This window comes from Cupriavidus sp. BIC8F (assembly GCF_032465815.1).
Taxonomy (GTDB): Bacteria; Pseudomonadota; Gammaproteobacteria; order Burkholderiales; family Burkholderiaceae; genus Cupriavidus; species Cupriavidus necator.
In genome coordinates this window covers 162,286-187,547 of sequence record NZ_CP136095.1, presented here as the reverse complement: position 1 = coordinate 187,547, position 25,262 = coordinate 162,286, and the positions used below count along the sequence as shown (strand labels likewise).

The 25,262-nt window shown below is 68.4% G+C and carries 21 protein-coding genes; 8 read left to right on the top strand and 13 right to left on the bottom strand.

From position 1 onward, the window contains the following. Positions 1 to 57: 57 nt before the first annotated feature. The 4 genes from RS901_RS21055 to RS901_RS21040 form a co-directional block, all read right to left on the bottom strand. A complete protein-coding gene (locus RS901_RS21055) occupies positions 58 to 1,758 on the bottom strand; it encodes a lactate permease LctP family transporter (RefSeq protein ID WP_316155433.1) in 1,701 nt (566 codons plus the stop codon). Between the two features lie 68 nt (positions 1,759 to 1,826). Continuing rightward, the gene (locus RS901_RS21050) at positions 1,827 to 3,272 is read right to left on the bottom strand and encodes a LutB/LldF family L-lactate oxidation iron-sulfur protein (protein WP_316155430.1); all 1,446 of its coding nucleotides are present in this window, start codon (positions 3,270 to 3,272) and stop codon (positions 1,827 to 1,829) included. Continuing rightward, the gene (locus tag RS901_RS21045; RefSeq protein WP_316155428.1) at positions 3,269 to 3,970 is read right to left on the bottom strand and encodes a LutC/YkgG family protein; all 702 of its coding nucleotides are present in this window, start codon (positions 3,968 to 3,970) and stop codon (positions 3,269 to 3,271) included. The genes RS901_RS21050 and RS901_RS21045 overlap by 4 nt, the downstream gene beginning before the upstream one ends. Beyond that, positions 3,967 to 4,749 (bottom strand): (Fe-S)-binding protein, encoded by a 783-nt coding sequence (locus RS901_RS21040; RefSeq protein WP_316155426.1) that lies wholly within the window; start codon positions 4,747 to 4,749, stop codon positions 3,967 to 3,969. Before RS901_RS21040 ends, RS901_RS21045 begins: the two co-directional genes overlap by 4 nt. Before the next feature lie 178 nt (positions 4,750 to 4,927). Here RS901_RS21040 and RS901_RS21035 point away from each other — a divergent pair, with 178 nt between their 5' ends. Continuing rightward, positions 4,928 to 5,599 (top strand): FadR/GntR family transcriptional regulator, encoded by a 672-nt coding sequence (locus RS901_RS21035; RefSeq protein ID WP_010814059.1) that lies wholly within the window; start codon positions 4,928 to 4,930, stop codon positions 5,597 to 5,599. 45 nt (positions 5,600 to 5,644) lie between these two features. Here RS901_RS21035 and RS901_RS21030 read toward each other — a convergent pair whose 3' ends face one another. Next, positions 5,645 to 6,682, bottom strand: coding sequence for a hypothetical protein (locus RS901_RS21030; protein ID WP_316155423.1), 1,038 nt, complete (start codon positions 6,680 to 6,682; stop codon positions 5,645 to 5,647). 203 nt (positions 6,683 to 6,885) lie between these two features. Between RS901_RS21030 and RS901_RS21025 the strand changes: the two genes are divergently transcribed. Together RS901_RS21025 and eutC are read left to right on the top strand one after the other, a co-directional pair. Beyond that, a complete protein-coding gene (locus RS901_RS21025; RefSeq protein ID WP_316155420.1) occupies positions 6,886 to 8,268 on the top strand; it encodes an ethanolamine ammonia-lyase subunit EutB in 1,383 nt (460 codons plus the stop codon). A 10-nt stretch (positions 8,269 to 8,278) separates the two neighbouring features. Further along, complete coding sequence (gene eutC / locus RS901_RS21020; RefSeq protein WP_316155418.1) at positions 8,279 to 9,076, top strand: ethanolamine ammonia-lyase subunit EutC; 798 nt, start codon at positions 8,279 to 8,281, stop codon at positions 9,074 to 9,076. 96 nt (positions 9,077 to 9,172) lie between these two features. Here eutC and RS901_RS21015 read toward each other — a convergent pair whose 3' ends face one another. From RS901_RS21015 to RS901_RS21005, 3 genes are all read right to left on the bottom strand, one after another. Then, entirely contained in the window at positions 9,173 to 9,646 is a 474-nt protein-coding gene (locus RS901_RS21015; RefSeq protein WP_018313763.1) for an aminoacyl-tRNA deacylase, read from the bottom strand. Between the two features lie 48 nt (positions 9,647 to 9,694). Continuing rightward, entirely contained in the window at positions 9,695 to 10,645 is a 951-nt protein-coding gene (locus tag RS901_RS21010; RefSeq protein WP_316155416.1) for a LysR family transcriptional regulator, read from the bottom strand. 92 nt (positions 10,646 to 10,737) lie between these two features. After that, entirely contained in the window at positions 10,738 to 12,051 is a 1,314-nt protein-coding gene (locus RS901_RS21005) for an MFS family transporter (RefSeq protein WP_316155414.1), read from the bottom strand. 447 nt (positions 12,052 to 12,498) lie between these two features. Here RS901_RS21005 and RS901_RS21000 point away from each other — a divergent pair, with 447 nt between their 5' ends. Further along, positions 12,499 to 12,837 (top strand): hypothetical protein, encoded by a 339-nt coding sequence (locus tag RS901_RS21000; protein WP_316155411.1) that lies wholly within the window; start codon positions 12,499 to 12,501, stop codon positions 12,835 to 12,837. Positions 12,838 to 12,860: 23 nt separating this feature from the next. Here the strand turns inward: RS901_RS21000 and RS901_RS20995 are convergent, their stop codons facing one another. After that, entirely contained in the window at positions 12,861 to 13,610 is a 750-nt protein-coding gene (locus RS901_RS20995; protein WP_316155409.1) for an SDR family oxidoreductase, read from the bottom strand. A gap of 262 nt (positions 13,611 to 13,872) precedes the next feature. Here RS901_RS20995 and RS901_RS20990 point away from each other — a divergent pair, with 262 nt between their 5' ends. Beyond that, a complete protein-coding gene (locus tag RS901_RS20990) occupies positions 13,873 to 14,643 on the top strand; it encodes a ferredoxin--NADP reductase (protein ID WP_018313758.1) in 771 nt (256 codons plus the stop codon). Between the two features lie 61 nt (positions 14,644 to 14,704). Here the strand turns inward: RS901_RS20990 and fumC are convergent, their stop codons facing one another. Beyond that, on the bottom strand, positions 14,705 to 16,111 hold the full coding sequence (fumC, locus tag RS901_RS20985; RefSeq protein WP_316155406.1) for a class II fumarate hydratase: 1,407 nt from the start codon (positions 16,109 to 16,111) through the stop codon (positions 14,705 to 14,707). Positions 16,112 to 16,245: 134 nt separating this feature from the next. Here fumC and RS901_RS20980 point away from each other — a divergent pair, with 134 nt between their 5' ends. Continuing rightward, on the top strand, positions 16,246 to 17,136 hold the full coding sequence (locus RS901_RS20980) for a LysR family transcriptional regulator (protein ID WP_316155404.1): 891 nt from the start codon (positions 16,246 to 16,248) through the stop codon (positions 17,134 to 17,136). On the opposite strand, the gene RS901_RS20975 is transcribed toward RS901_RS20980, so the two are convergent. Beyond that, positions 17,133 to 17,483, bottom strand: a complete 351-nt coding sequence (locus RS901_RS20975; protein WP_018313755.1) for a four-helix bundle copper-binding protein — start codon at positions 17,481 to 17,483, stop codon at positions 17,133 to 17,135. The genes RS901_RS20980 and RS901_RS20975 overlap by 4 nt on opposite strands. Positions 17,484 to 17,840: 357 nt before the next feature. On the opposite strand from RS901_RS20975, the gene RS901_RS20970 reads away from it, so the two are divergent. Further along, complete coding sequence (locus tag RS901_RS20970; protein ID WP_010814047.1) at positions 17,841 to 18,215, top strand: hypothetical protein; 375 nt, start codon at positions 17,841 to 17,843, stop codon at positions 18,213 to 18,215. Between the two features lie 18 nt (positions 18,216 to 18,233). On the opposite strand, the gene RS901_RS20965 is transcribed toward RS901_RS20970, so the two are convergent. Together RS901_RS20965 and RS901_RS20960 are read right to left on the bottom strand one after the other, a co-directional pair. Further along, a complete protein-coding gene (locus tag RS901_RS20965; RefSeq protein WP_316155394.1) occupies positions 18,234 to 20,225 on the bottom strand; it encodes a sensor domain-containing diguanylate cyclase in 1,992 nt (663 codons plus the stop codon). A 49-nt stretch (positions 20,226 to 20,274) separates the two neighbouring features. After that, the gene (locus RS901_RS20960) at positions 20,275 to 21,504 is read right to left on the bottom strand and encodes an ISAzo13 family transposase (RefSeq protein ID WP_316149395.1); all 1,230 of its coding nucleotides are present in this window, start codon (positions 21,502 to 21,504) and stop codon (positions 20,275 to 20,277) included. Between the two features lie 442 nt (positions 21,505 to 21,946). Here RS901_RS20960 and RS901_RS20955 point away from each other — a divergent pair, with 442 nt between their 5' ends. Then, the gene (locus RS901_RS20955) at positions 21,947 to 25,192 is read left to right on the top strand and encodes a bifunctional diguanylate cyclase/phosphodiesterase (RefSeq protein ID WP_316155391.1); all 3,246 of its coding nucleotides are present in this window, start codon (positions 21,947 to 21,949) and stop codon (positions 25,190 to 25,192) included. Positions 25,193 to 25,262: the final 70 nt, after the last annotated feature.

The window sequence follows — 25,262 nt, the reverse complement described above, 5'->3', positions numbered from 1 at the left end:
TGCAAAAGAAAAGGCGGCCATACGGCCGCCTTTTTTCCATCGGTGCCGACCGGCGCGTTACCCCGGGATCATCCCCGGCAACAGGTAAGCCTGCACCACCGTGATGATGCCGATGATCACGGCAAACAGCAGGCCGTGCCTGACCGTGAAGCGGAACAGCTCCGACTCCTTGCCCACCAGCCCGGTCGCCGCGCAGGCCACGGCGATGGATTGCGGCGAGATCATCTTGGCCGTGACGCCGCCGGTCGTGTTGGCGGCCACCAGCAGCGTGTCCGACACGCCGATCTGATGCGCCGTGGTGTTCTGCAGCGCGCAGAACAGTGCATTGGACGAAGTGTCAGAGCCAGTCAGGAACACCCCCAGCCAGCCCAGGAACGGCGAGAAGAACGGGAAGGCCGCGCCGGTGCCGGCCAGCAGCAGCGCCAGTGTCGACGACATGCCGGAGTAGTTGGCGACAAAGGCGAACGCCAGCACCAGGCCGATCGACAGCACCGGGCGCGCCAGTTCCACCAGGGTCTCGGCAAAGGTGGCCAGCAGCGTGCGCGGCTTCATGCGCAGCAGCACCGCCGAGATCAGCGCGGTCAGCAGGATGGCGGTGCCGACGGCGGAGAGCAGGTCGAGCTTCAGCACCGCGTCATAGGCCTTGGGCGTGGCCACGATCGGCGCGGCCTTGATCACCATCTGGTCCAGCCCCGGGATCTTGAACTTCAGCACCGTGCCCGCCAGCGCGCCGTTGGCGGCGAACAGCGCCTTGAACGGCTGCAGGCTCCACACGGTGACGATGGCGGTCAGGATGCCGAACGGCGCCCACGCGCGCAGCGTCTGCGCCATGGTGTAGGGCGACGCCTTGCGCCCGGACATCGCGCCGCCGAAGCCGCCGCCGAAGCCGGCCAGTGCGACGGTGCCGCCGCTGACATTGCCGCCGGCACGCTGCGACGCGCCGCGCGGCTGCCATACCTTCAGGAACGCGGCCAGCGACACCAGGCTGACCAGTGCCGAAGTGATGTCCGGCAGTTCGGGCCCGATATGGTTGGACGTGAAGTACTGCGTCACGGCAAAGCTGCCGCCGCACACCAGCGCCGCCGGCCACGTTTCACGCACGCCCTTGGCGCCGTCCATCATGAACACCAGCCAGAACGGCACCAGCAGCGACAACAGCGGCAGCTGGCGGCCGGCCATCGCGCCGATATGGAAGGGATCGATGCCCGTGACCTGGCCCGCCACGATGATCGGGATCCCCATCGCGCCAAACGCCACCGGCGCGGTATTGGCGATCAGGCACAGGCCCGCCGCATACAGCGGGTTGAAGCCCAGGCCGACCAGCAGCGCTGCGGTGATCGCCACCGGCGCACCGAAGCCCGCCGCGCCTTCCAGGAAGGCGCCGAAGGCAAAGCCGATCAGCAGCATCTGCAGGCGCTGGTCGTCGGTGATCGACAGCACCGAGGCGCGGATCACGTCGAACTGGCCGGTCTTGACCACGATCTTGTAGAGGAACACCGCGGTCACGATGATCCATGCAATTGGCCACAGGCCGTAGGCAAAACCGAAGCCGGCCGAGGCCAGCGCCTGCTGCGCGGGCATGCCGTAGGCGAAGATCGCCACGGCCAGTGCCAATAGCAGCGTCACGGCCGCGGCGACATGGCCCTTCATGCGCCAGACGGCCAGCGCAATGAAGAAGAACAGGATGGGAATGGCTGCCGCCAGCGACGACAGCCACAGGCTGCCCAGCGGCGTATAGAGTTGGGTCCAGGGTTGCACGGTTTAGTCTCCTGCTTTGGTGGTGTTTCGGGAAATCTTTGTTTTGTTTGCAAGCACTGCGTGAAGGCCTACTCCGGCTGTCCCTTCTCCTTCAGCAAATCCGCCAGGCTCTTCGCCGCCGGCTTCAGCGGCGTGCGGTGCTGCGTCCAGCCCATCTGCTTGGCCGGCGTCAGCGCGCGCAGCCGCGTGGCGGCCCAGCGGAACAACCGGTACGTCGCCGGGTGCGAATACGCGCCGCTCCAGAAGCGCCACACCAGGTGCTCGCCGCGGCTGTACTTCGCGCCCTGGCCGCGCAGCGGGTTGGCGACCTGCTCTTCCGGGTCGCGGTTGGCCTCGGTGCGCAAGCGCACCAGCAGTTGCGGGATCGGGATGCGTACCGGGCATACCTCGCCGCAGGCGCCGCACAGGCTCGACGCGCTGGCCAGGTCGGCGGTGGCGTCCAGCCCCAGGAGGTGCGGCGAGATGATCTTGCCGATGGGGCCCGGATAGGTCGTGCCGTAGGCGTGGCCGCCGATGCGCGTGTAGACCGGGCAGTGGTTCATGCACGCGCCGCAGCGGATGCATTGCAGCGTGGCGCGCAGCTGCGTGTCGGCATAGGCCTGGGTGCGGCCGTTGTCGAGCAGCACCAGGTGGACCTCGCGCGGGCCGTCGCGCTCGCCCGCCCGGCGCGGCCCGGAGATCAGGTTGAAGTAGGTGGTGATGGCCTGCCCGGTGGCCGAGCGCGTCAGCAGCGTGGACAGCGGCACGATGTGCTCCAGCCGGGCCACGACCTTCTCCATGCCCATGATGGCGATATGCACGTCGGGCACGGTGGTGGAAAGCCGGCCGTTGCCCTCGTTCTCCACCAGCCACAGCGTGCCGGTGTCGGCGGCGGCGAAGTTCACGCCGGACAAGCCGATATCCGCTTCGACAAAGGCCTGGCGCAGCGCACGGCGGCCGGTCTGGATCAGCGCGTCGACATCCTCGGTATAGGGCGTGTCGGGGATATGCGCCTGGAACAGCTGCGCGATATCGCCCTTGGTCTTGTGGATCGCCGGCATCACGATATGCGAGGGCTTTTCGCCGGCCAGCTGGACGATGTACTCGCCCATGTCCGACTCGATGCAGTCCACGCCGCGCTCGGCCAGGTAATGGTTCAGCTCGATCTCCTCGCTGGCCATCGACTTGCCCTTGATCACGCGCTGCGCCTGCTTCGATGCCGCGATGCGGTGGATGATCGCGTTGGCTTCGTCGGCGTTCTCGGCCCAGTGCACCTGCACGCCGGCAGCGGTGAGCTTTGCCTCCAGCTGCACCAGCAGGTCCGGCAGGTTGGCCAGCGCGTGCTGGCGCACCGCCTCGCCCAGGTCGCGCAGATGTTCCAGCTCATCCGCGTCAGGGAACTGCGCCAGGCGCTTGCCCTGCAGGAAGTCCATCGCGCCACGGAAGCTCTGGCGCAGCTTGGGATCGTCCAGCGCCTCGCGGGCGCGTGCCTTGAAGTCCTGCGGCGGAACAAAATTCAGTGTGTGCTGGCTCATCGCCCGGCCTCCGCGGTGTCGGTCTCGATGACGACCCACAGCCGGCGCGGACCATGCGCGCCGTAGGCCAGCGTCTGCTGGATGTCGGAGGTCTTGGACGGGCCGGAGATCAGCACCAGGTTGGTCGGCATGCCGTCGGACCAGCGCTCGGCGCGCGCGGCCAGGTGCAGGTCGGCATGCAGGGTCGAGGCGCGCACCAGCGCGACATGCAGCGGCGGCACCAGCGACACCGTGCGCGGCGAGCCAGCATCGGGCGCGACCACCAGCGTGCCGGTGGCGGCAATGCCGGAGCGCGCCACGGTGAAGCCGGCATCGACGGTGTCGAACAGCTCCGCCTTCCAGGCTTCGATCGGGCGGTCGTAGCCGATGGCTTCGATATGGGCTGGCAAGGCGGCCGCCAGCGCGGCACCGGCCTGGCTGGCGGGATCAAGCAGCAGGCGCTTCACGCCGGCATTGGCCAGCTCAGTGGCCAGCAATGCCGGCCAGGCCGCCTCGCTGGCGCACCAGACCTCGGCATGCAGGCCTTGCAGTGCCGCCTGCATCGCGCCGGTCAGTTCGCCCACGGCTGGCGTGCCGTGGCGGCGTGTCTCGAAATGGCCGTCGATGCGGCGGTCGAGTTCCGCGGTGTCTGGGGAAGACGCAGGCGCGGCAGCGCGCAGCCGGCCAAGCATGCGTTCGCGGGCGCCAGGCGTGCTCATGCGGCACCTCCGGTACGGCGCCACAGGAAGGTGGCCAGGTGCTCCACCTGCAGCGGGGCGCGGTCATGCGCCGCGGTATGGCCGATATTCAGCAGGCAGCCGCAGTCGGCCGAGACCAGCCGGTCGCAGCCGGTGGCGCAGGCCGAGGCCACCTTGTCGCGCACCATGGCGCCGGAGATATCGGGATGCTTGAGCGAGAAGGTGCCGCCGAAGCCGCAACACTCGGACTCGCGCTCATGCTCCACGCGGGTCACCCCCGGCAAGGCGTCGACCAGGGCCACGCCGTGCTGGCGCGTACCCATTTCTCGACGGGCGCCGCACGAGGTATGCAGCACGATGCGCTCCTGCGGCTGGCTCGCTGGCGCGGCATCGCCAAAGTCCACCTTCAGCACATGCAGCAGGAACTCGCCCAGCTCATAGATGCGCCCGGCCAGTTCCAGCGCCTTGGGGCCGGCCACCGGATCGTCGGCAAAGAGCTGCGGCCAGTGGTGGCGCATCATGCCCGCGCACGAGCCTGATGGCACGATCACCGGCCAGGGCTGGCTGAACAGGTCGAGTTGGGCGCGCGCCACCGAACGGGCCGCGTCGGGGTTGCCGCTGCTGTAGGCGGGCTGGCCGCAGCAACTCTGGCCGCGCGGGAAGTGCACGGTGAGCCCTTCGCGTTCAAGCAGCCGTACGGCGTCGAGGCCGGCCTGCGGCACGAACATGTCGACCAGGCAGGTGGCAAACAGGTAGGCCTGCGCGGGGGCAGGGCCGGTGGGGTACTGACGATCCTTCATGTCTCGCTCCGGACGTGCTGGGGTCGCACGTTTCGGCGCATAATTCCCGCTTCCGCGCGGCGGTACAAATTGGTTGGACCAATCTGCACGGCGACGCGCAAGCTCAGGAGCGAGGACACACGGTATGACGGCAGCGGCAGCAAGGCACGGGCGCACCCGCGGACGCGTGGAGTCGGTCATGCGCCGGATCGAGACCGCGCTGCTCGACGGCACCTGGCCGCCCGGCACGCGGCTGCCGGCCGAGCGGGTGCTGGCCGGGCAGTACGAGGTGGCGCGCAACACCGTGCGCGAGGCGATCCAGCGGCTGGCCGCGCGCGGCCTCCTGCAGAGCCGGCGCGGTGCCGGGGTCTACGCCACCGACCAGCTGCGCGCCGGCATTGCCTCGCCCTGGGGCCAGCTGGTGGCCGACCACCCCGCGCTGCGCGACGACATCCTGGAGTTCCGCCGCGTGCTGGAGGGCGCGACCGCGTATTTTGCGGCGCTGCGCGCGGATGCCGCTGACGTCAAGCGGATCCGCGCCCTGATGGCCGAGCTGGAACGCGCGCGCGCCGCCGACGACAAGCAGGCAGAGGCCGATGCCGACGCGCAGCTGCATGACGCCATCGCCCAGGCCTCGCACAACACCATGTTCCTGCACCTGCATACCAGCGTGATCGGCATGCTGCGCGAGCACATCACCATCAACGGCACCGGCCTGCGCGAACAGGACGACGGCGCCTCAGACCTGCTGTTGCTGCAGCACCGCACGCTGTGCGATGCGATTTGCGCGCGCCGCCCGGAAGAGGCGCGCACCGCCATGCAGACCCATATCGACTTCGTGCGCAGCCGGGTGGAGCAGGACGGCGCCTGAACCGGCATTGGTCCTACCACCGCTGCGGCGAGCCGGCTGCGGCACTCAGACCAGCCCGGCGCCGGCCAGCTCCCGCTTCAGGTAGGCATAGAAGATCGGCCCGGCGATCACGCCCGGGATGCCGAACAGCGTTTCCATCAGCAGCATCACCGTCAGCAGTTCCCACGCCGCGGCCTGGATGCGCGCACCGATGATGCGCGCGTTCAGGAAGTACTCCAGCTTGTGGATCACCACCAGGAACACCAGCGACGCCACCGCGATCGGCAGCGACACCGACAGCGAGGCCACCACGATGGCGGTGTTGGAAATCAGGTTGCCCAGCACCGGCAGCAGCCCGGCCACGAAGGTGATCACCAGCAGCGTCTTGGTCAGCGGCAGGTGCACGCCAAAGAGCGGCAGCACCAGCAGCAGGTAGATCGCCGTCAGCACGGTGTTGATGGTGGAGATCTGGATCTGCGCGAAGATGAACTGCGAGAACGCCTGCTGCAGCGTGCGTGCACGCGCCACCAGCGCCGCGGCCAGTGGCCGGCGGTTGGGCCGCGCCACCGCGCGGTACAGCGCCACCATCGCGCCGATCACCAGCCCGATCAGGATATGCACCAGCGTGCGCAGCACCTCGGCACCCAGCTTCTGCGCCATCGCGGCATGCTCGCGCAGCGTCTCGATCAGCGTGTTGGCCAGCTCGTCCACGCCCTTGGGCAGCGCATCGCTGAGCCACGGCGGCATCTGCTCGCGCGAGCGGTCGATGATGTCCGCCACATGGTTGAGCAGCCCGTCCAGGGTATTGCCCTCGCCACTGACAAAGCGCACCAGCAGCCAGCCCGCCAGCGTCAGCGCCAGCAGGATCAGCGCCGACAGGATGGCCACGGCCAGGGCGTCGTGGCGCTGGTGCAGGCGCTTCAGGCGCGGCGCCAGCACGTCCACCAGCGAATACAGCAGCAGCCCGGACAGCAATGCCGCCACCAGGTTGGCGTGGAGCACGGTCCAGAGCGCCAGGGCGGTCAGCAGGTAGGCGACGGTGCCGACGCTGTACCACGCGGCCGGCAGCAGGCGCGGGGTGGTGGTCGGGTCGGGGTCTTTCATCGGGGTCTCCGGCATGCAATTTGCTCAAATTTATTCTGAATTCTCGCTGATCCAGATGTTGTTCCTGAGTCAGGCCGTGTGCGCTGACGCGATGTTGGCATCACGGCACACGCAAAGGCTGTCTATATTAGGGGGAATCGTGCCCGGCAAGGCGCCTGGCGCCCCGCCGTCATCGTTTTCCCCAAAGCCCAGGAACGGAACGTATGGCCTACACCCACACCATCGGCACCCACCGCCACGCCTTTGCCGACCTGCGCACGCTGCTGGCCCGGGCCAGCCCGGCGCGCTCCGGCGACGCGCTGGCGGGCGTTGCCGCGGCCAGCGAGCAGGAGCGGATGGCCGCACGGCTGGCGCTGGCGGAGGTGCCGCTCAAGCAGTTCCTGACCGAGGCGCTGGTGCCGTATGAGGACGACGAGGTCACGCGCCTGATCCTGGACCGGCACGATGGCGCGGCCTTTGCCGCCATTGGCGCCAGCACCGTGGGCGACCTGCGCAACTGGCTGCTGCTGCATGAAACCGACAGCGCCACGCTGGCGCGGGTGGCGCCGGGCATCACCCCGGAGATGGCCGCCGCGGTCAGCAAGCTGATGCGCAACCAGGACCTGGTGGCGGTGGCGCGCAAGTGCCAGGTGGTCACGCGCTTTCGCAGCACGGTGGGGCTGCCGGGCCGGCTCTCGGTGCGGCTGCAGCCCAACCACCCGACCGACGATCCCAAGGGCATTGCCGCGTCGATCATCGACGGGCTGCTCTATGGCTGCGGCGATGCCACCATCGGCGTCAACCCGGCCTCGGACAACCTGGGCGCCATCGTCTCGCTGCTGCGCATGATCGATGAGCTGCGCCGCCGCTTCGACATTCCCACGCAATCCTGCGTGCTGACCCATGTCACCAACACGCTGCGCGCGATCGGGCAGGGCGCGCCGGTGGACCTGGTGTTCCAGTCGGTGGCCGGCAGCGAGCGCGCCAACGCGGCCTTCGGCATCAGCCTGTCGCTGCTGGCCGAGGCGCACGACGCCGCGCAGGCGCTGGCGCGCGGCACCGTTGGCGACAACCTGATGTACTTCGAGACCGGGCAGGGCAGCGCGCTGTCGGCCAATGCGCACCATGGCGTCGACCAGCAGACCATGGAGGCGCGCGCCTACGCGGTGGCGCGCGCGTTCTCGCCGCTGCTGGTCAATACGGTGGTGGGCTTTATCGGTCCCGAATACCTGTACGACGGCAAGCAGATCATCCGCGCCGGGCTGGAAGACCACTTCTGCGGCAAGCTGATGGGCGTGCCGATGGGCTGCGACGTCTGCTACACCAACCATGCCGAGGCCGACCAGGACGACATGGACACGCTGCTGACGCTGTTCGGCGTGGCCGGCATCAATTTCATCATGGGCGTGCCCGGCGCCGACGACATCATGCTGAACTACCAGAGCACCTCGTTCCACGATGCGCTGTACCTGCGCGAGGTGCTGGGGCTGCGCCCCGCGCCGGAGTTCGAGGCCTGGCTGCAGCGCATGGGCATTGCCGATGCCAGCGGCAGGCTGCTCGAGCCCGCCGAGCGCCAGCCGCTGCTGCAGATGGCCCACAGCCTGTAAGGTGCAGCCGATGACGGCCAGACGCCCGCCTCCCGCCGATCCTGCATACGCCGTTCCGCAAGCCGATGCCGACCCCTGGCAACGCCTGCGCCAGTTCACGCGCGCGCGCGTGGCGCTGGGCCGTACCGGCCACAGCCAGACCACCGATGCGGTGCTGGCCTTCGGGCTGGCCCATGCGCAGGCGCGCGATGCGGTGCACCTGCCGCTGGACGTGGGCGCGGTCACCGCGGCGCTGGATGCGGCGGGGGTACAGAACCTCGCCGTGCACAGCGCGGCGCCGGACCGCGCGCACTACCTGCGGCGCCCCGACCTGGGCCGGCGCCTGGACGATGCCAGCCGCGCGCGGCTGGCCGCGGCACGGCCGGGCGCGGCGCCCGATGTGGTGTTCGTGGTTGCCGACGGCCTGTCCGCGCTGGCCACGCTGACGCACGCGCTGCCGTTGCTCGATGCCACCCGCGCGCGCTTGCCGCCGACATGGCGCATCGGCCCGGTGGTGGTGGCCGAGCAGTCGCGCGTGGCGCTCGGCGACGAGATCGGCGAGCTGCTTGGCGCGCGCCAGGTGGTGATGCTGATCGGCGAACGGCCGGGGCTGAGCTCGCCCGACAGCCTTGGCATCTACCTGACCCATGCGCCGCGCACGGGCCGCACCGATGCCGAGCGCAACTGCATCTCCAACGTGCGCCCCGAAGGCCTGCCGTATGCGCAGGCCGCCGACCGGCTGGCCTTCCTGCTGCGCGGCGCGGCGGCATTGGGCCGCTCGGGCGTGGACCTGAAGGACGACAGCGTGCCGGCGTTGCCTGAAGGCTGAAGCGTCTGCATCACCCGCCCGCCAGCATGCAAAACGGCCACCGCGCGGGCTCGCAACCCGCGTGGTGGCCGTTCAGTGGCCAATAAAAAGCGCCGCTTACATCATGCGGCGCGAAAACTGCCCGTGCCCAGCGTCCGACATCAGCTGCGAGAACTGCTCGCCGCTCATGTGCACCAGTTCCTGGTGGTCGCCGCCTTCGAAATACACGTCGGGCTGCGCCATCAGGCTGTCGTCCACATAGGTCTGCATGCCGTAGGCCATTGCCACCGGCGGGATCGCGCCGAGGTCGCAATCCTTGAAGATCTCGCGGATCTCGTCCTCATGCGCCAGCACCAGGTTGCGCCCGGTCTGTTCGCAGATGGCGGCCATGTGCAGATGATGGCTTGAAGGAATCACGGCGGCGACATAGCCGCGGTCATCCTCCAGCAACAGCGTCTTGGCCAGCCGGTCCCCGGGAACATGCGCGGCCTCGGCAGTGGCCATGCTGCTGAGGGTGTAGGGGTGGCGGATGATGTCGTACTGGGTGTTCTTGCTGCTCAGGCAGCTTGCAAGCGTGCTAGCCAGGGCCATGGTAGCTCCTCAGGTGCGGATGCGCCGACGATTATCCTTGTGCTCCTACTATAGTCCGTGGCGCCGCTGCTGAAGGCGCGGCCACACTGCCTGCAGCTCGGTCTTCAGGAAGTTCAGCAGGTAGCGCGTGGCCAGCGTCTGGTAGCGGTTGGGCATGGTCAGCATGTAGAGCTTGCTGCCGAACACGCTGATGCGGTAGTCGCACAGCAGCGGCACCAGTGCGCCGCTTTCCAGTTCGGCGCCGATTGCATAGATCGGGAGAATGCCGATCCCCAGGCCTGCCAGCACCGATTCCTTCAGGAAGGCAAAGTTTTCCGAGGTCAGCGTCGGTTCGAGCACCACCTGTTCGCGGGATTCTTTCGCGTCATGGCCTTCATCGCCATCCAGTCGCGTGCCCGATGCCTTGAGCTTCTGGCCCACCGGCGAGGCGCAGACCATCGCATGTCCTTGCAGCCCGGTGAGTGCCTTCGGCGCGGGATGCGCGGCGAGATACCCCGGCGACGCGCACACGATCCAGTCGACTTCGCCGATCTCCGTGGCGACCACCGAATCGGGCGGGGTGGAGATAATGCGCAGCGCCACGTCCACGTCCTCGGACACCAGGTTATGCACGCGGTTGTCGAACATGACGTCAAGCGTGATGTCGGGATAGCGCTGCTTGAACAGCACCAGCAGCGGCGACAGCAGCGTATGCCCCAGCCCTGTGGGCACCGAGAGCCGCACATGGCCCTGCAAGCTCTTGCCCATATTGCTGATCAGCGCATTGGCGGCCGCCACTTCGCCCAGGATGTTGCGGCCGTGCTCGTACAGGCCGGCGCCGACCGGGGTCGGCTCGACATGGCGCGTGGTCCGGCGCAGCAGCTGCACGCCCAGCTCTTCTTCGAGCGCCTTGAGCCGGTAGCTCACATTGGCGCGCGTCATCTTGAGCTTGCGCGCGGCCGCGCTCAGGTTGCCCGCATCGACGATGTCGACGAACAGGCGCAGGGCGTTCAGGTCCATGGGGTGATCAATGAAAGACGGGGGCGATTGCCGCCCCCGTATATTGCCATGCTCGTGGCGGCGTCCCGCAGCATTGCACCGCGGGGTGCGCATCAATGCTCGTGATGCAGGTACTTGGCCTGGCGCGGCAGGCGCAGGCTGACGAAGAAGGCAATCACCATCATCGCCGTCACGTACCAGTAGAACGCGGTCTCGTGACCGAGCGTCTTCATGCCCAGCGCCACGTATTCGGCCGAGCCGCCGAAGATCGCGTTGGCGATGGCATAGGCCAGGCCCACGCCGAGCGCGCGCACCTCGGGCGGGAACATCTCGGCCTTCACGATGCCGCTGATCGAGGTGTAGAAGCTGACGATGGCCAGCGCCACGGCAATCAGCACGAAGGCGAGTTCAGGGCTGCTGACCGTGCCCAGCGCCGTCAGGACCGGCACCGTGCAGAGCGCACCGAGCGCGCCGAACAGCAGCATGTTGGTGCGCCGGCCGATGCGGTCGGACAGCGCGCCGAACACCGGCTGCATGCACATGTACAGGAACAGGCATCCCGTCATCACATAGCTGGCGGTCTTGATTGACATGCCGGCGGTGTTGACCAGGTACTTCTGCATATACGTGGTGAAGGTGTAGAAGATCAGCGAGCCGCCCGCGGTATAGCCCAGCACCGTGAAGAAGGCGGCCTTGTGGTTGCGGAACAGCGCGGCCACGCTGCCGGCTTCCTTGCTGCCGCGGGTGGCCGCCGACGAGGTCTCGTGCAGCGTGCGGCGCAGGAACAGCGCCACCACCGCGGTGACCGCGCCGACCACGAACGGGATGCGCCAGCCCCAGGCCTTCAGTTCGGCCTCGTCCAGCAATTGCTGCAGGATCACCACCACCAGCACCGCCAGCAACTGGCCGCCGATTAGCGTCACATACTGGAACGACGAGAAGAAGCCGCGCCGGCCGCGCAGCGCCACCTCGCTCATATAGGTGGCGGTGGTGCCGTATTCGCCGCCGACCGACAGGCCCTGGATCAGGCGCGCGAGCAGCAGCAGCGCCGGCGCCCAGTTGCCGATGCTGTCATAGGTGGGCAGGCAGGCGATCAGCAGCGAGCCCGCGCACATCATGATCACCGAGATCAGCATCGAGTTCTTGCGGCCGTGGCGGTCGGCGATGGTGCCAAACAGCCAGCCGCCGATGGGCCGCATCAGGAAGCCGGCGGCAAACACGCCGGCGGTGTTCAGCAGTTGCGCGGTGGGATCGGACTTGGGGAAGAACGACGGCGCGAAGTAGATCGCGCAGAAGGCGTAGACGTAGAAGTCGAACCATTCGACCAGGTTGCCCGACGAGGCGGCGACGATGGCGTAGATGCGCTTGCGCACCTCTTCGCGGCTCGGGGCGGCCGTCTGGGCTGGGGTAGCGGTGAGATCGGTCATGTTGTTGTCTTGCAGTCAGGGCGGCGCAGGGCAGCCGCGGGTCAGGTCGCGCTGCGCAGTGCTGGCGGCAGATGCCGCAAACATGGCGGCCGCAGGCCACCGGAACGGTGGGCGGCAAGGGGGAACACGGGGAAGGCCGGGCGGGAGCCCGTCGGTCTGGGGCGTGAACTGGCGCGCACTGCGGCGCATTTGCCATCGAAGCGTAGCCTGATCCGCCGGACCTGCCCACCCCTTGGGTGTGCTGCGGTGCAGCATAGACCTGCCGGTCGACGCAGCCATCAGGGTTTGCGGGCGATTGTCCATGTGGCTGGACACTGAATCCGGCTGCGGCCCGTCTGGCGCCCGGCCACAACAGGGTGTTGCGTGCGCTGTGGCTTGCACTGTGCGCGGGTCTGGGCAATGATGCGAGCCGGACCCTCAACTGGCCTACTGCGCCCCCCGTTTGCCATGCACCGCTCGTTGCGTCGATGGCTGTGCCTGCCTTTGCTCTTTGCCGCCGCCAGCGCCCCTGCCCAGGACCTGGTCGAATGCAAGCGGATCGAGCACGAGCAACTGATCACAGCCTCGCAGGAAACGCTGCTGTTCCTGCGCTGCCGCGCGCGCCAGGCCGCGTATGAAGCGCCGCGCCTGAAGGGCGTTTCGCAGCGCGTAAAAGACGACCTGGTGTTCGCCTGCCTGGACCAGGCCGACGCCGTGGAGCACCAGCTGCGCGTGCGCCACGGCTACTCGCGCGACGCGCTGGCGCGCCTGCGCTGCGATCTGTCCTTGCCGACGCCCGGGGGCTGACTTCTGGCCCGGCAGGCAACGGCTCAGGCAAAGCCCCCGTTCACGCGCACCACCTGCGCATTGGTCCACGCCCCATCCGGCCCGGCCAGGAACGACACCGCCGCGGCAATGTCCTCGGGCGTGCCCAGCCGCTCCAGCGGCGCCACTTTGGACAGCTGCGCCACTTGCGCTTCCGATTTGCCATCGAGGAACAGTTCGGTCGCGACCGGCCCCGGCGCTACCGCATTGACGGTGATGCCGCGCCCGCGCAGTTCGTTGGCCAGGACCCGCACCAGCCCTTCCACGCCTGCCTTGGCGGCGATATACGGACCGTATCCGGGGAAGGAGCGCGCGATCACGCTGGTCGACAGCGCAATGATGCGCCCGCCGTCGCCCAGGCGCGCGGCGGCCTCGCCCAGCAGCAGGAAAGCGCCGCGCAGGTTGGTGGTGATGGTCTGGTCGAAGGCGTCCAGGCTGGCCGGCGCAACCGGCGCCATCTGCATGATGCCGGCGCTGTTGACGACCACGTCGAGCCGGCCGAACGCCTGCTGTGCGGCATCGAACAGCCGTGCCACGTCTGGCGCCTGCGCCACATCGCCCTGGATGGCGATGGCATTGACGCCGGTTTCGCGCGCCGCCGCCACCGTCGCTTCGGCCCGGGCGGCGTTGCCGGCGTAGCCAATGGCCACGTCGAAGCCGTCGGCGGCCAGCCGCAACGCGATGGCGCGGCCGATGCCGCGGGAGGCGCCGGTAACGAGCGCGGCGCGGCGGGAGATTGCTGGGGTGGAGGTCATGGCAGTTTCCTTGGGAGCAAAGGGAAGATGACCTCATGATGGATGTTGGCTGCCTTTGGATAAATGCGCAAAAATCAATTTGATTAGCCAGAATTTCTCAACAATATCGGGCGTGCCGCATGCGCCGCACCGGATTGCACATCCCGGAAATCCCGCGCTGGCGTCGCAGGCTCCGCCTGCGCCGCCCCCAAGCATGCGTTAAAATTCTTCCTTTCCAGCCGTCTTTGGCGCTGCATCCTGCCGCTGTATCCCGCGTTTCGCCATGAGCAACCTGAACCAGCAATCCATCCTCTCCGTCCACCACTGGACCGACACCCTTTTCAGCTTTACCTGCACGCGCGACCCTGGTTTTCGCTTTGAAAATGGCCAGTTCGCCATGGTCGGGCTGGAAGTGAACGGCCGCCCGCTGCTGCGCGCCTACAGCATCGCCAGCGCCAACTATGAGGAAACGCTGGAATTCTTCAGCATCAAGGTGCCTGATGGCCCGCTGACCTCGCGCCTGCAGCACCTGCGCGAAGGCGACCAGATCTTCGTCGGCAAGAAGCCGACCGGCACGCTGTTGGTGGACAACCTGCTGCCCGGCAAGACGCTGTGGCTGCTGGCCACCGGCACCGGCCTGGCCCCGTTCCTGTCGATCATCCGCGATCCGGAGGTCTACGAGCGCTATGACAAGGTCGTGCTGACGCACACCTGCCGCTTCGTGGAAGAGCTGGCCTACCGCGAGCTGATCCAGGAACACCTGCCGCAGCACGAGCACCTGGGCGATCTGGTGCGCGAAAAGCTGGTGTACTTCCCGACCGTGACGCGCGAAGAGTTCGACAACCGCGGCCGCATCACCGACCTGATCGCCTCGGGCGAACTGTTCGAGCGCCTGGGCGTGGAGCCGTTCTCGCTGGAGAACGACCGCATCATGCTGTGCGGCAGCCCGGACATGCTCAAGGACGTCCGCGGCATCCTGGAAGAGCGCGGATTCGCCGAAGGCAATATGAGCCATCCCGGCCATTTCGTGCTGGAAAAGGCCTTCGTCGGCTGAGGCCGGCCTGCCCCGGCGCGGATCGGTTCCGTGCCGGGGCGCATCTCTGCTACATCCCCCGCTACACCTCCCGCGTCATCCCCTTCAGGTCGATCCACTCGGCGAACTGAGCCTCGGTGACATGCCCCGACGCAATCGCCGCCTCGCGCAGCGACAGGTTGCGCTTGACCGCCAGCTTGGCGATCTCCGCGGCCTTGTCGTAGCCGATATGCGGGTTGAGCGCGGTCACCGGCATCAGCGACCGCTCCAGCAGTTCGGCGATGCGTTCGCGGTCGGCCTCGACGCCTTCGACCATATGCTCGGCAAAGCTCGACGCGGCGCCCGCCAGCAGGCTCACCGACTGCAGCAGGCTGTAGATGATCACCGGCTTGTAGGCGTTCAGCTCAAGCGTGCCCAGCCCGTTGGCCAGCGTCACCGTGGTGTGGTTGCCGATCACGCGGCAGCACACCATCGCCAGCGCCTCGGCCTGGGTCGGGTTGACCTTGCCCGGCATGATCGATGAGCCCGGCTCGTTGGCCGGCAGCACCAGCTCGGCAAAGCCGGCGCGTGGCCCTGAGCCCAGCAGCATGAAGTCGCGCGCGATCTTCAGGAACGACGAGGCCGTGGTGCTAAGCGCGCCAGACAGGTCGGCCAGCGCGTCGTGCGAGGCCTGCAGCGCATAGCGGTTGGGCGCGGGCTCGAACGGCAGGCCGGTGTAGTCGGCCAGCGCCCGCGCGAAGGCCGCGGCGAAGCCGTGCGGGGCGTTCAGGCCGGTGCCTACCGCGGTGCCGCCCTGCGCCACCGGCATCGCGCGCAGCATGGCCTGCTGCAGGCGCGACTGCGCGTCGGCCACTTGCGTCATGTAGCCCGAGAACTCCTGCCCCAGCGTCAGCGGCACGGCATCCTGCAAATGGGTGCGGCCGACCTTGACGATATCGGCAAAGGCTTCCACCTTGCGCGCAAAGGTCTGCTGCAGTTGCTCCAGCGCCGGCAGCAGTTCCTGCTGGATCGCGCGCGTGGCGGCGATATGCATCGCGGTGGGGAAGCTGTCGTTGGAGGACTGGCTGGCGTTGACGTGGTCGTTGGGGTGCACCGGCGTCTTGCTGCCGACCTTGCCGCCCAGCAACTGAATGGCGCGGTTCGCGATGACCTCGTTCAGGTTCATGTTGGTCTGCGTGCCGGACCCGGTCTGCCAGACCGATAGCGGGAACTCATCGGGCCGGCGGCCTTCGATGACTTCGGTCGCGGCCTGTTCGATCGCGTGCGCCAGTTCGGGCCTGAGCACGCCAAGCTCGCCATTGGCGCGCGCCGCGCACAACTTCAGGATGGCGAAGGCCTCGATCAGCGCCGGCGGCATCTTCTCGTTGCCGATGCGGAAGTTCTGGCGCGAGCGCTCGGTCTGCGCCCCCCACAGGTGATCGGCGGGCACGGGCACGTCGCCCAGGCTGTCTTTCTCGATGCGGGTGGCGGAGGTGGACGGGGCAGACATGGGCAGACTCCTATGCAAGGCAGCGGACGGTTGGACCGGGTGGCTTGGTGCAGTCCATTAGAATACCGCCTCACCGCGGCCGGCGCCCAGACGCTCGCCGCCTTGCCTTGCCCTTAGCGACATCCCTCGGCCGCATGCTCATCGCCCAGCTCAAGTCCTTCTTCATGGTGGCCCGCATCGGCAGCGTCACGCAGGCCGCCAAGCGCCTGGGCCTGTCGCAGCCCACCATCACCGCGCAGATCCGCGCGCTGGAAGAAGCCTACGGGGTCGAGCTGTTCCACCGCGGCGGGCGCCGCCTGGCGCTGTCAGACGCGGGGCTGGCATTGCTGCCGCGCGTCGAGGCGCTGGTGCAGCAGGAAACCGAGATCGACTTCTTCCTGCGCCATTCGGGCGACCTGCGCACCGGCAGCCTGCGCGTGGGCGCAACCGCGCCCTACTACGTGCTGGAGCTGATCCGCGGCTTCAGCGAGCGCTTTCCCGCCATCGATGTCAGCGTGGTGACCGGAAATTCGCAGGAAGTGCTGGAAGCGCTGCAGGAATACCGCGTCGATATTGCCACCTCGTCGCAGCGGGTGGACGATGCGCGCCTGTCGCGCGTGCTGCTGGGCGTGGACCCGCTGATGCTGGTGGTGCACCGCACCCATGCGCTGGCCGGGCACACCGAAGTGGCCGTCAGTGCGCTGGCGGGCTGCCGCCTGCTGATGCGAGAGCTCGGGTCGACCACGCGCATCGCCACCGAAGACATGCTGGCGCAGGCGCGCGTGAGCCCCGCCGCGCAGATGGAGATCGGCAGCCGGGAGTCGATCCGCGAGGCGGTGATACGCAACCTGGGCGTATCGGTGATCGCCCGGCACGAGGTGCCGAGCCATCCGGACCTGCGCGTGCTGGGCTTCACCGATGCCTCGCCCTGCCTGCACGAGTATCTCTACTGCCTGCGCGAGCGGCGCGGCGCCAGGCTGATCGATGCCTTCGTCGCGCTGGCCGAGCCGCCGCAGGGGCAGCAGGAAGCGGGCGGGGACCGCTAAGCCGTCATCTTCAGGCACTGCTCCATGCAGGCTGCGCAGGCGCGGGCGCATTCCTGGCAGTGCTCGGTGTCATGGTGCTCGCATTCCTCCTTGCACCACTTGCAGACTTCGGCGCAGTCTTCGCACACCAGCGGCGCGAACTCGCTGTTGCGCAGCATGTAGGACGCGGCCAGCTGGGCGATGCCGGCGCAATCCATGTCCAGCGCGATGCAGCGCGCCATCTTGCGCACGTCCTGTTCTTCCAGGCAGGCAGCGGCGCACTTGAGTGCGGCAGCGGCTGCGGCATTGCAGGCGGCAATGCAGTCGGCGTAGCGGGCGGCGTTTTCCTGCACGGTGGGTCGGATCATGGAACGTCCTCCTTCGGGGTAGGTGGATGGAACCGGGAATAACCTGCACCAGCGTCGGCGCCGGTTGAGGGAGAGGCCCGTGGTGCCGGAAGCGGCGCATCCGCACCCGCACGGGGCATCGTTATCCACAATAGCAGGCGCTGCGGGTTCCTGTCGGCCCGGTATTTGCTGCGCCGCGCTGGTTACAATGCCAACTGAGCGCAGCAGATCGGCGATGGCGCGCACGCAGCGCGGCCGTCACCTGCGACAATGGCCGGGCACCACCGGCACGCATTGCGCATCTAACAGGCACGGTCCCGCCGCACTGGCGGGGCCGATGCAAACACACACCGGCAGCACGGGGAAGGAAGGCACATCATGGGCGAGGCAAAACGGCGGGGTACCCCCGAGGAGCGTGCGGCACAGGCACGCGCAAAGATTGAGGCCTTGCGCCCCGCCCAGCTGGTCTGCGGGCACTGCAAGACCGCGTTCGCGCAATTCGACGCGCTCGACGTGCCGGGCCTGCCCGGCATCGATGCCGTGTTCGGCGGCGAATGCCCCGGCTGCGGCAACGACGTGGTGGTGTTCAAGGGCGCGCCCGATGCGGTGGCCCAGGCCATGATCGCGTGGGAGAAGATGCTGGGCGCCGATGCGCAACTGGGCTACCAGTCCAGCGACGGCCGCCACGTGCCGTTCGAGCCCGAGGGGGCCGGCGGCGCGGCGTCGGACAAGCCCGGCGGCACCATCCACTGAGCCCTCGGCCGGGGCTGCCTACTGCGGGTTGAGCTCGCCCGCCAGTTCCGGCGGGCCGATCTCATAGCGCCCGCGGCCCGCGCCCTTGGCGCGGTATAGCAGCACGTCCGCCAGCCGCATCAGTTCGCGGTCCTGCGCCGGGCCGCCGTTGTAGAGCGCCACGCCGATGCTGACGTCCACGTCGGCGGACACGCCCTCGAAGTCGAAGGGCTCACCCATCGCCTGCAGGATGGCCTGCGCCACGCGGCGTGCCGCGGCGGGCTGGGTCATGTCCTCGAGCACCACCGCGAACTCGTCGCCACCCAGCCGGGCGACGGTGTCGCGCTCGCGCTCGCGCACGCAGCGGCGCACGCGCTGGGCAAAGGTCTGCAGCAGCTGGTCGCCGGCGGCGTGGCCGTGAATATCGTTGACGGCCTTGAAGCGGTCCATGTCCAGGTACAGCAGGGCCATCAGCGTGCCATGCTCGCGGCTGCGCACCATCGCCGCGTGCAGCTGGCCCTCGAAAGCGCTGCGGTTCATCAGCTGTGTCAGGTGGTCGGTGCGCGACATGCGCGCCAGGCGCTGCGTCTCCAGCTTGCGCTGCGTGATGTCCTGCACATGGATATGCACGCCCACCACCTCGCTGCCGTCGGCGCTCCATTCCGGGCGCAGGCTGCTCTCCATGCAGTGGTATTCGGGGTCGCTGTCTTCGGTTTCGAAGGTCACCGCAGTGCCCGCCAGCGCGCGCTGCATGAATGGCTGCACGCGCGCGTAGCGGGTCTCGCCCAGGATCTCGCGCACGTGCCTGCCGCGCAGTTCCTCCGGCTTCAGGCCGAAGACACGCTCGTAGGCCTGGTTGTTGAACACATAGCGCTCATCGGTGTCGATAAAGGCCAGCAGCGACGGCAGCGTGTCGGTCACCGCGCGCAGGCGCCGTTCGCTGCGGTCCAGCGCCTGGCGGCGCTCGCGCACGTCGCGCATCAGCTTGAGGAAGACGCGCGTCAGGTCGCCGATCTCGTCGCGCTGCTGCCGTGTCGGCAGCCGCTCGAACGCGGACAGATCGTTGGCGCTGGCCTGCACTACTTTGTGCAGGCGCGCCAGCGGCGCCAGCTGGCGCCGCACCGCCAGCCAGATCAGCAGGGCCACAGCCGCCATGGCCACCCCGGCCATGCCCAGGAAGCGCTGCTGCATCTGGTGCAGCGGTGCGTAGGCCTCGCGTGCGGGCAGCAGCGCCACCAGTTCCCAGCCGGTGCTCGACATCAGGTAGCGCGCAATCACCGGCCGCGCCGGCGTGAGGAATTCCAGCGGCGCGGCGCTGTCATCCTCGCCGCAGGTATCGGCCACGGCCAGCGCCGGCTGGCGCGCCTGCGCGGGGTCGGGATGGCGGATGTAGACCGGCTCGGGGCCGGCCGACACCAGGCAGTAGTAGCCGGTGGTGCCGAGGCGGTTGTGCAGGATCTCGACCAGGAAGTTGGCGCTGGACAGGTCCAGCCAGCCGCCCACCAGGCCGACGAAGGTCTGGTTCGGCGCCAGCACCGCCACCATCACCCCCATCTGGCCGTTGGTGCGCGAACGGATGGGCGGCGACACCACGGGCGCGAGCGAGCGGGCGGCCTCGCGGAAATAGCTGCGGTCGCCAATGTCCGCCCCGGTGCCGCGGTTGCTGACGATGTTGCCCTGCATGTCGGCGACCAGCAGCGCGTTGAACGCGGCCGGCACCGGGATCGCTGCAGACAGCGTATCCAGCGCCCGCTCGCGCACCGCCGCGGCTTGCGCGCCGTGCGCCTGCGCCAGCAGGCCGCTGAGTTGCGCAGCCTGGTGCGAGAGCAGCACGATGCGGTCGTTCATGGCGGTGTCGAGCTGGCTGGCGGTCAGCTTGACGACGGAGTCCTGCTGGACCTGCAGCGCTTCGTGCAGGTCGCGGTGGGCGTCGTACAGGGCGGTCAGTACGATGCCGGTGCCGAACACCGCGGCCAGCACCGTGGTGATGATCGCAATGCGCGCTTTCAGCGTGGGTGTGTAGACGGGCATGTAGGGCGCAGTTGGGGCGTTAGGATCCTAGCAAAAATAACTTGAACAATTACGTCTTGCGACGAGATGTTCGAGGTTTGATGCGGTAGTTCCACTCGCCATGAAATTCGTCGCGCTCAATGGCCACGGCAGCGAGTTCGGCGTCGCTGACCTTGATACCTGCGTCGTACATGTTCTCGTCCAGTTCCGCACGCACTTTCAGCCCTTCAGCGGTACTCACGCTGCCGATGAGGTTCACTACCACCTGACGCGTCAACAGCGGTCGGCCGCGCCAGTTGTTCGTGATATGGCAGAACAGGCGATGCTCGATCTTGTTCCACTTGCTCGTACCCGGCGGAAAGTGGCACACCTGCACAGCGAAACCGAGTTCGTCGGCCAGTCGCTGCAACTGCACCCGCCACAGCCGCACACGATACCCGTTGCTGCCACCGCAGTCGGCGGTGACCAGCAGTCGCCTGGCTTTCGGATACAACGGACGGCCCATCTCCAGCCACCAGCGACGGATGCTTTGAACCGCGAACTCGGCGGTGTCGTGGTTGATGCCCACGCTGACCCAGCCCTCGTTGGCCGTCACATCATAGACGCCATACGGGGCAACCTTGCCCAGTTCATCGTCGATGAAATCGTGCACACGCGCCTGCTCGGGTTGGCCCTTGGGCTGCCATTCGCGGCCAGCGTTCTTGAAATCGCCGATCAGCTCCTTCTTTTTCGTGTCCACCGAGATGACCGGCTGACGCTGGCGCTGATACTGCGCCACCTTGTCGGCGATGTAGTGGAACTGCGCGTCGCGGTCGGGGTGCTGCGCGCCTTCGCGTGTCTTGCGCACCGATTGCAAGCTGTAGCCCGTCTGCGTCAGCAGATCGCAGATCGTGCGCTGACTCACGCGATGCCCCAGCCGGTTGAGCTCTTCGGCCAGACGGGTGGTGCTCTTGCACGTCCATCGTAGTGCTGACATCGGGTCACCCCGGCTGGTCGGCTCCACCAGTGCATCCAGGTGCTCCAACAACCTCGCATCGAGCTCAGTTAGCCTCTTGCGCCCGCCTCCCGGGGCACGAATGCGCTTGGCCGTCATGTCCCGCGTCGCTCCACCGGCCGCTTCGAGTTCGGCCAGTCCCGCATAGATCGTGGTGCGCGAGATGCCTATCGCTTTGGCCACCAGACTCACGCCCCCACGCCCCAGGCTGCGCGCTTCGGCGGCGGCCCATAGGCGCAACGTCGCCTCATCAAGGCGCGCCTGCAGGGCCCGAAACTTCGCTTCGACTGCCTCGCTGATATCCATGTGCGCATCGTATAGACGCGAGGACAACTGTTCAAGTTATTTTTGCTAGGGTCCTTAGTGTCCTGTTCCGCAAATACCTTGCCATGAAATCGTCCAGTTGCCCGCCATGCGTCGTTGCTCGTCGTTGCCATAGCTACGGCTATGGCGCCTCCTCGCGCCTGGCCTGACAGTCAACCGGATGATTTCATTTTGGCAAGGTATCTACGGAACAGGGCACTAGTGGCGCGGACTGTCGCGTACTTTGGGGGCATCCGTACTGGGGGGCATCTCCGGTGCAACCCTACCATACCCCGCCGTGGTGGGGCATGCGGTCTTTCCCCCGAACGGGTTCATCCCCGGCGGGGGTGTGCGGGCTGCCTGTGCCACGGTATAGTCCCCCGTTAATGCGAAGGCACGTCCACGCAGACGGCATGCCCCTGCTGCATGCCGGAACCGATCGACCATGAGACTGACTTCGCTTTCCCCTGCCTTGTTGTCATTGCTGGTCGCGGCCGGCGGCGCGCTGTTGACGGCAGGGGCATGGCTGCAGGCGGAGCGGCTCGAGCGCCGTGAGGCGCAGCAGCATTTCGACGCGCTGCTGGGCCAGGCCGGCAGCGCGCTGCGCGAGCGCATGCTGGAGAACGAACGCCTGCTGCGCGGCGTGGCCGCCGTGCTGACCGCCAACCCCGACACCTCGCGCGCGCAGTGGCGCGACTATCTCTATACCGCCCAGCTCGACGACCTGCCCGCCGGCACCCAGTCGATCGGCTACGCGCCGCTCACGCCGTTGCAGCAGGTGCCGCGGCTGGTGCACGCCGCCCGTGCCGACGGCCTTGCCGACTACGACATTCATCCCGGCGGCAAGCGCGACCTGTACGCACCGATCTTCTATATCGAACCGCTGGACGGGCGCAACACGCGCGCAGCCGGTTTTGACATGCTGTCCGAGCCGACACGCCGGGCGACGCTGGAAGCCGCCCGCGACAGCGGCGAACCGCGGCTCACGCCCGGCCTGGCACTGATCCGCGAAGCCGAGGCGGCGCAGCGCCAGCACGGCGCGCTGGTAGTCCTGCCGGTCTACGCCGGGGAGGCGGCGGTCAGCACGGTGGCGCAGCGGCGCCAGGCGGTGCTCGGCTATGTCTACGTGTCGCTGCGCCTGGGCGACCTGATGCGCGCGGTCAGTGCCCCGGCGGCGGCGGAACTGGAGCTGTCGCTGTATGAGGGCTCCCCGGCCGCGCTCGGGCCGATGCTGTCCGGCGGGCCGACCGAGGGCGAGCGCCGCGAGGACGGCAGTGCCGCGCTGCTGCAGGGCGAGCGCCAGCTCCAGTATGGCGGCGTCACCTGGACGCTGCGCGGCGCCACGCGCCCCGCCTTCGAAGCCGCGCATGGCCCGCGGCAGGCATACCTGGTGCTGGCCGCGGGCACGCTGGCCACGCTGCTGCTGGCGTGGCTCACCCATGCACTGGCACGCCAGGGCCGCGCCGCGCGCCAGCGCGAAGCGCAGGCCGTCCATGCCTGGGAAGATGACAATGCCATGCTGCAGGCGTGCATGGCGCAGTCGGCCGACGGCTTCCTGCTGGCCGATGCAGAGGGCGTGGTGGTGCGCACGAGCGAGCGGGCGGGGCAACTGTTCGGCGCCGATCCGGCGGCACTGGCCGGGCGCAGCCTGGACACCCTGGTACCCGGCGCCACCGGCGTAGTCCCCAGCGGCGCTGCGGCAGGGGCCGAGGCCCACCGTGAACTGGCGGGCGTGCGCGCAGACGGCAGCCGCTTCGCGCTGCGCGCCGGCGCCGCGCGCCTGCCTGTGGCCGGCGGCGGCACCGCGCACTGGCTGTGGGCGGTCACGGACCTGGAGCCGGAACGGCGCGCCCAGCGGGCCGCCGCGGTGCAGGCCGCGCGCTATGCCGGGCTGCTCGACCATGCCGCCTTCTGCGTCATCACCTTCGATGAGGACGGGCTGATCACCGGCATCAACGCGGCTGGCCAGCGCATGCTCTGGTACAACTCCGCGGAGCTGGTCGGGCACATGCACATGACCGGCCTGCATATTGCCGACGAACTGGCCGACCATGCCCGCATGCTCAGTGGCGAACTGGGCGAGCCGGTGCCGCCGGGGCTGCCCGCCCTGATGGCCAAGGCACGGCTTGGCCTGACCGACGAGCGCGAATGGACCTGGGTGCGCAAGGGCGGCTCGCGCATGCCGGTGCAACTGGCGGTGTTCGCCTTGCCGGCGCCCATCGAGGCTGCGGCCGCCGACGCAGCGCCAGCCGGTCCCGCCGATGGTGCCGAGCCCCGGCCCGCGCCATCGCCTGGCTACCAGGCCATCGGCTACGACCTGACCGAGCGCCTCCGCGTCGACGAGTACATCCGACACCTGGCGCTGCACGACCCGCTGACCGGCCTGCCCAACCGCGCCGAGCTGAGCGAGCGCGCGCAGGCGCTGCTGCTGCACGCGCGCAGCCACGGCGAGCGCGTGGCCCTGCTGCTGCTCGACCTGGACCATTTCAAGCACATCAACGACTCGCTCGGCCACCCGGTTGGCGACGACGTGCTGCGCACCATGGCCGACCGCCTCAAGGGCACGGTACGGCAGGGCGACCTGGTGGCGCGCATGGGCGGCGATGAATTCGGCGTGGTGCTGGGCGGCCTGCGCCATGACAGCGAAGCCGAGCTGATTGCCGCCAAGATCCAGGTGCGCGTCAATGAAGAACTGCAGGCCGGCGGCCAGCGCCTGCGCGTGACGCCGTCGATCGGCATGGCGATCTTCCCGGACGATGGCGATAGCCTGACTGAGCTGCTCAAGGCTGCCGACTCGGCCGTCTACGCGGCCAAGCACGACGGCCGCGCGCAGTTGCGCCGCTTTGCCAGCGCCATGGCCGAGGCCTCGCTGGCGCGCTTCACCATCGAAGGGCTGCTGCGGCGCGCGCTCGCCCGCGATGAGTTCCGGCTGCGCTACCAGCCGATCGTTGATGCCGCGACCCTGGCCATCACCGGCGTCGAGGCGCTGATTACCTGGAACACCCCGGAACGCGGCGCCATGCAGCCGGCCGAGTTCATCCCCATCGCCGAGCAGAGCGGCCTGGTGGCGCCGCTGGGCGAATGGACCCTGGCCACTGCCTGCCGCGAAATCCAGGCGCTGCGCCAGGCGCTGGGCAGCGAGATCGAGGTCGCGGTCAATATCTCGCCGCTGCAGCTGCGCCAGGCCAACTTCCCCGATACCGTTGCGCGCTGCCTGCAGCAGGCCGGCCTGCCGCCGCAGGGGCTGGTGATCGAAGTCACCGAAGGCATCCTGGTCGACGGCGGCGAGACCACCATCGAGACCTTCCGCCGGCTGCGCGAGCTGGGCGTGGGGCTGTCGATCGACGACTTCGGCACCGGCTACTCCGGGCTCAATTACCTGACCCGGCTGCCAATCAGCCGCCTCAAGATCGACAAGTCCTTTGTCGACGACGTGGCCACCCCCGGCCACGATCAGGCGGTGGCCGCGGCGATCATCGCGCTGGGCCACCAGCTACACCTCAAGGTGATTGCCGAAGGGGTGGAGACGGCGGCGCAGTTCGAGTTCCTGCGGGCGCAGGGGTGCGACGGGCTGCAGGGGTTCCTGTTCAGCCAGGCGGTGCCGCAGCAGGCGCTGCGGGAGATCCTGGAACAGGGGATTCGGGTGCCGCCCCCCACGTCTGCGGGCGCCACTGCGCTGCGCGAGTCATAGCCGTCCAGGGGCACCATTCATAACTTGCCGGCGCGCCCGCGCCGCTGCCCCATCCCAAATCCCCCGATAC

Bases quoted from the DNA above. Each gene is read 5' to 3' on its own strand.
- RS901_RS21025 (WP_316155420.1), top strand. From the start codon at position 6,886: ATGGCCTACACCCACACCATCGGCACCCACCGCCACGCCTTTGCCGAC.
- RS901_RS21030 (WP_316155423.1), bottom strand. From the start codon at position 6,682: ATGAAAGACCCCGACCCGACCACCACCCCGCGCCTGCTGCCGGCCGCG.
- RS901_RS21035 (WP_010814059.1), top strand. From the start codon at position 4,928: ATGCGCCGGATCGAGACCGCGCTGCTCGACGGCACCTGGCCGCCCGGC.
- RS901_RS20990 (WP_018313758.1), top strand. From the start codon at position 13,873: ATGAGCAACCTGAACCAGCAATCCATCCTCTCCGTCCACCACTGGACC.
- RS901_RS21000 (WP_316155411.1), top strand. From the start codon at position 12,499: ATGCACCGCTCGTTGCGTCGATGGCTGTGCCTGCCTTTGCTCTTTGCC.
- RS901_RS21045 (WP_316155428.1), bottom strand. From the start codon at position 3,970: ATGAGCACGCCTGGCGCCCGCGAACGCATGCTTGGCCGGCTGCGCGCT.
- RS901_RS20975 (WP_018313755.1), bottom strand. From the start codon at position 17,483: ATGATCCGACCCACCGTGCAGGAAAACGCCGCCCGCTACGCCGACTGC.
- RS901_RS21005 (WP_316155414.1), bottom strand. From the start codon at position 12,051: ATGACCGATCTCACCGCTACCCCAGCCCAGACGGCCGCCCCGAGCCGC.
- RS901_RS21010 (WP_316155416.1), bottom strand. From the start codon at position 10,645: ATGGACCTGAACGCCCTGCGCCTGTTCGTCGACATCGTCGATGCGGGC.
- RS901_RS21050 (WP_316155430.1), bottom strand. From the start codon at position 3,272: ATGAGCCAGCACACACTGAATTTTGTTCCGCCGCAGGACTTCAAGGCA.
- RS901_RS20995 (WP_316155409.1), bottom strand. From the start codon at position 13,610: ATGACCTCCACCCCAGCAATCTCCCGCCGCGCCGCGCTCGTTACCGGC.
- RS901_RS20955 (WP_316155391.1), top strand. From the start codon at position 21,947: ATGAGACTGACTTCGCTTTCCCCTGCCTTGTTGTCATTGCTGGTCGCG.
- eutC (WP_316155418.1), top strand. From the start codon at position 8,279: ATGACGGCCAGACGCCCGCCTCCCGCCGATCCTGCATACGCCGTTCCG.
- RS901_RS20980 (WP_316155404.1), top strand. From the start codon at position 16,246: ATGCTCATCGCCCAGCTCAAGTCCTTCTTCATGGTGGCCCGCATCGGC.
- RS901_RS20970 (WP_010814047.1), top strand. From the start codon at position 17,841: ATGGGCGAGGCAAAACGGCGGGGTACCCCCGAGGAGCGTGCGGCACAG.
- RS901_RS21015 (WP_018313763.1), bottom strand. From the start codon at position 9,646: ATGGCCCTGGCTAGCACGCTTGCAAGCTGCCTGAGCAGCAAGAACACC.
- fumC (WP_316155406.1), bottom strand. From the start codon at position 16,111: ATGTCTGCCCCGTCCACCTCCGCCACCCGCATCGAGAAAGACAGCCTG.
- RS901_RS20960 (WP_316149395.1), bottom strand. From the start codon at position 21,504: ATGGATATCAGCGAGGCAGTCGAAGCGAAGTTTCGGGCCCTGCAGGCG.
- RS901_RS20965 (WP_316155394.1), bottom strand. From the start codon at position 20,225: ATGCCCGTCTACACACCCACGCTGAAAGCGCGCATTGCGATCATCACC.
- RS901_RS21040 (WP_316155426.1), bottom strand. From the start codon at position 4,749: ATGAAGGATCGTCAGTACCCCACCGGCCCTGCCCCCGCGCAGGCCTAC.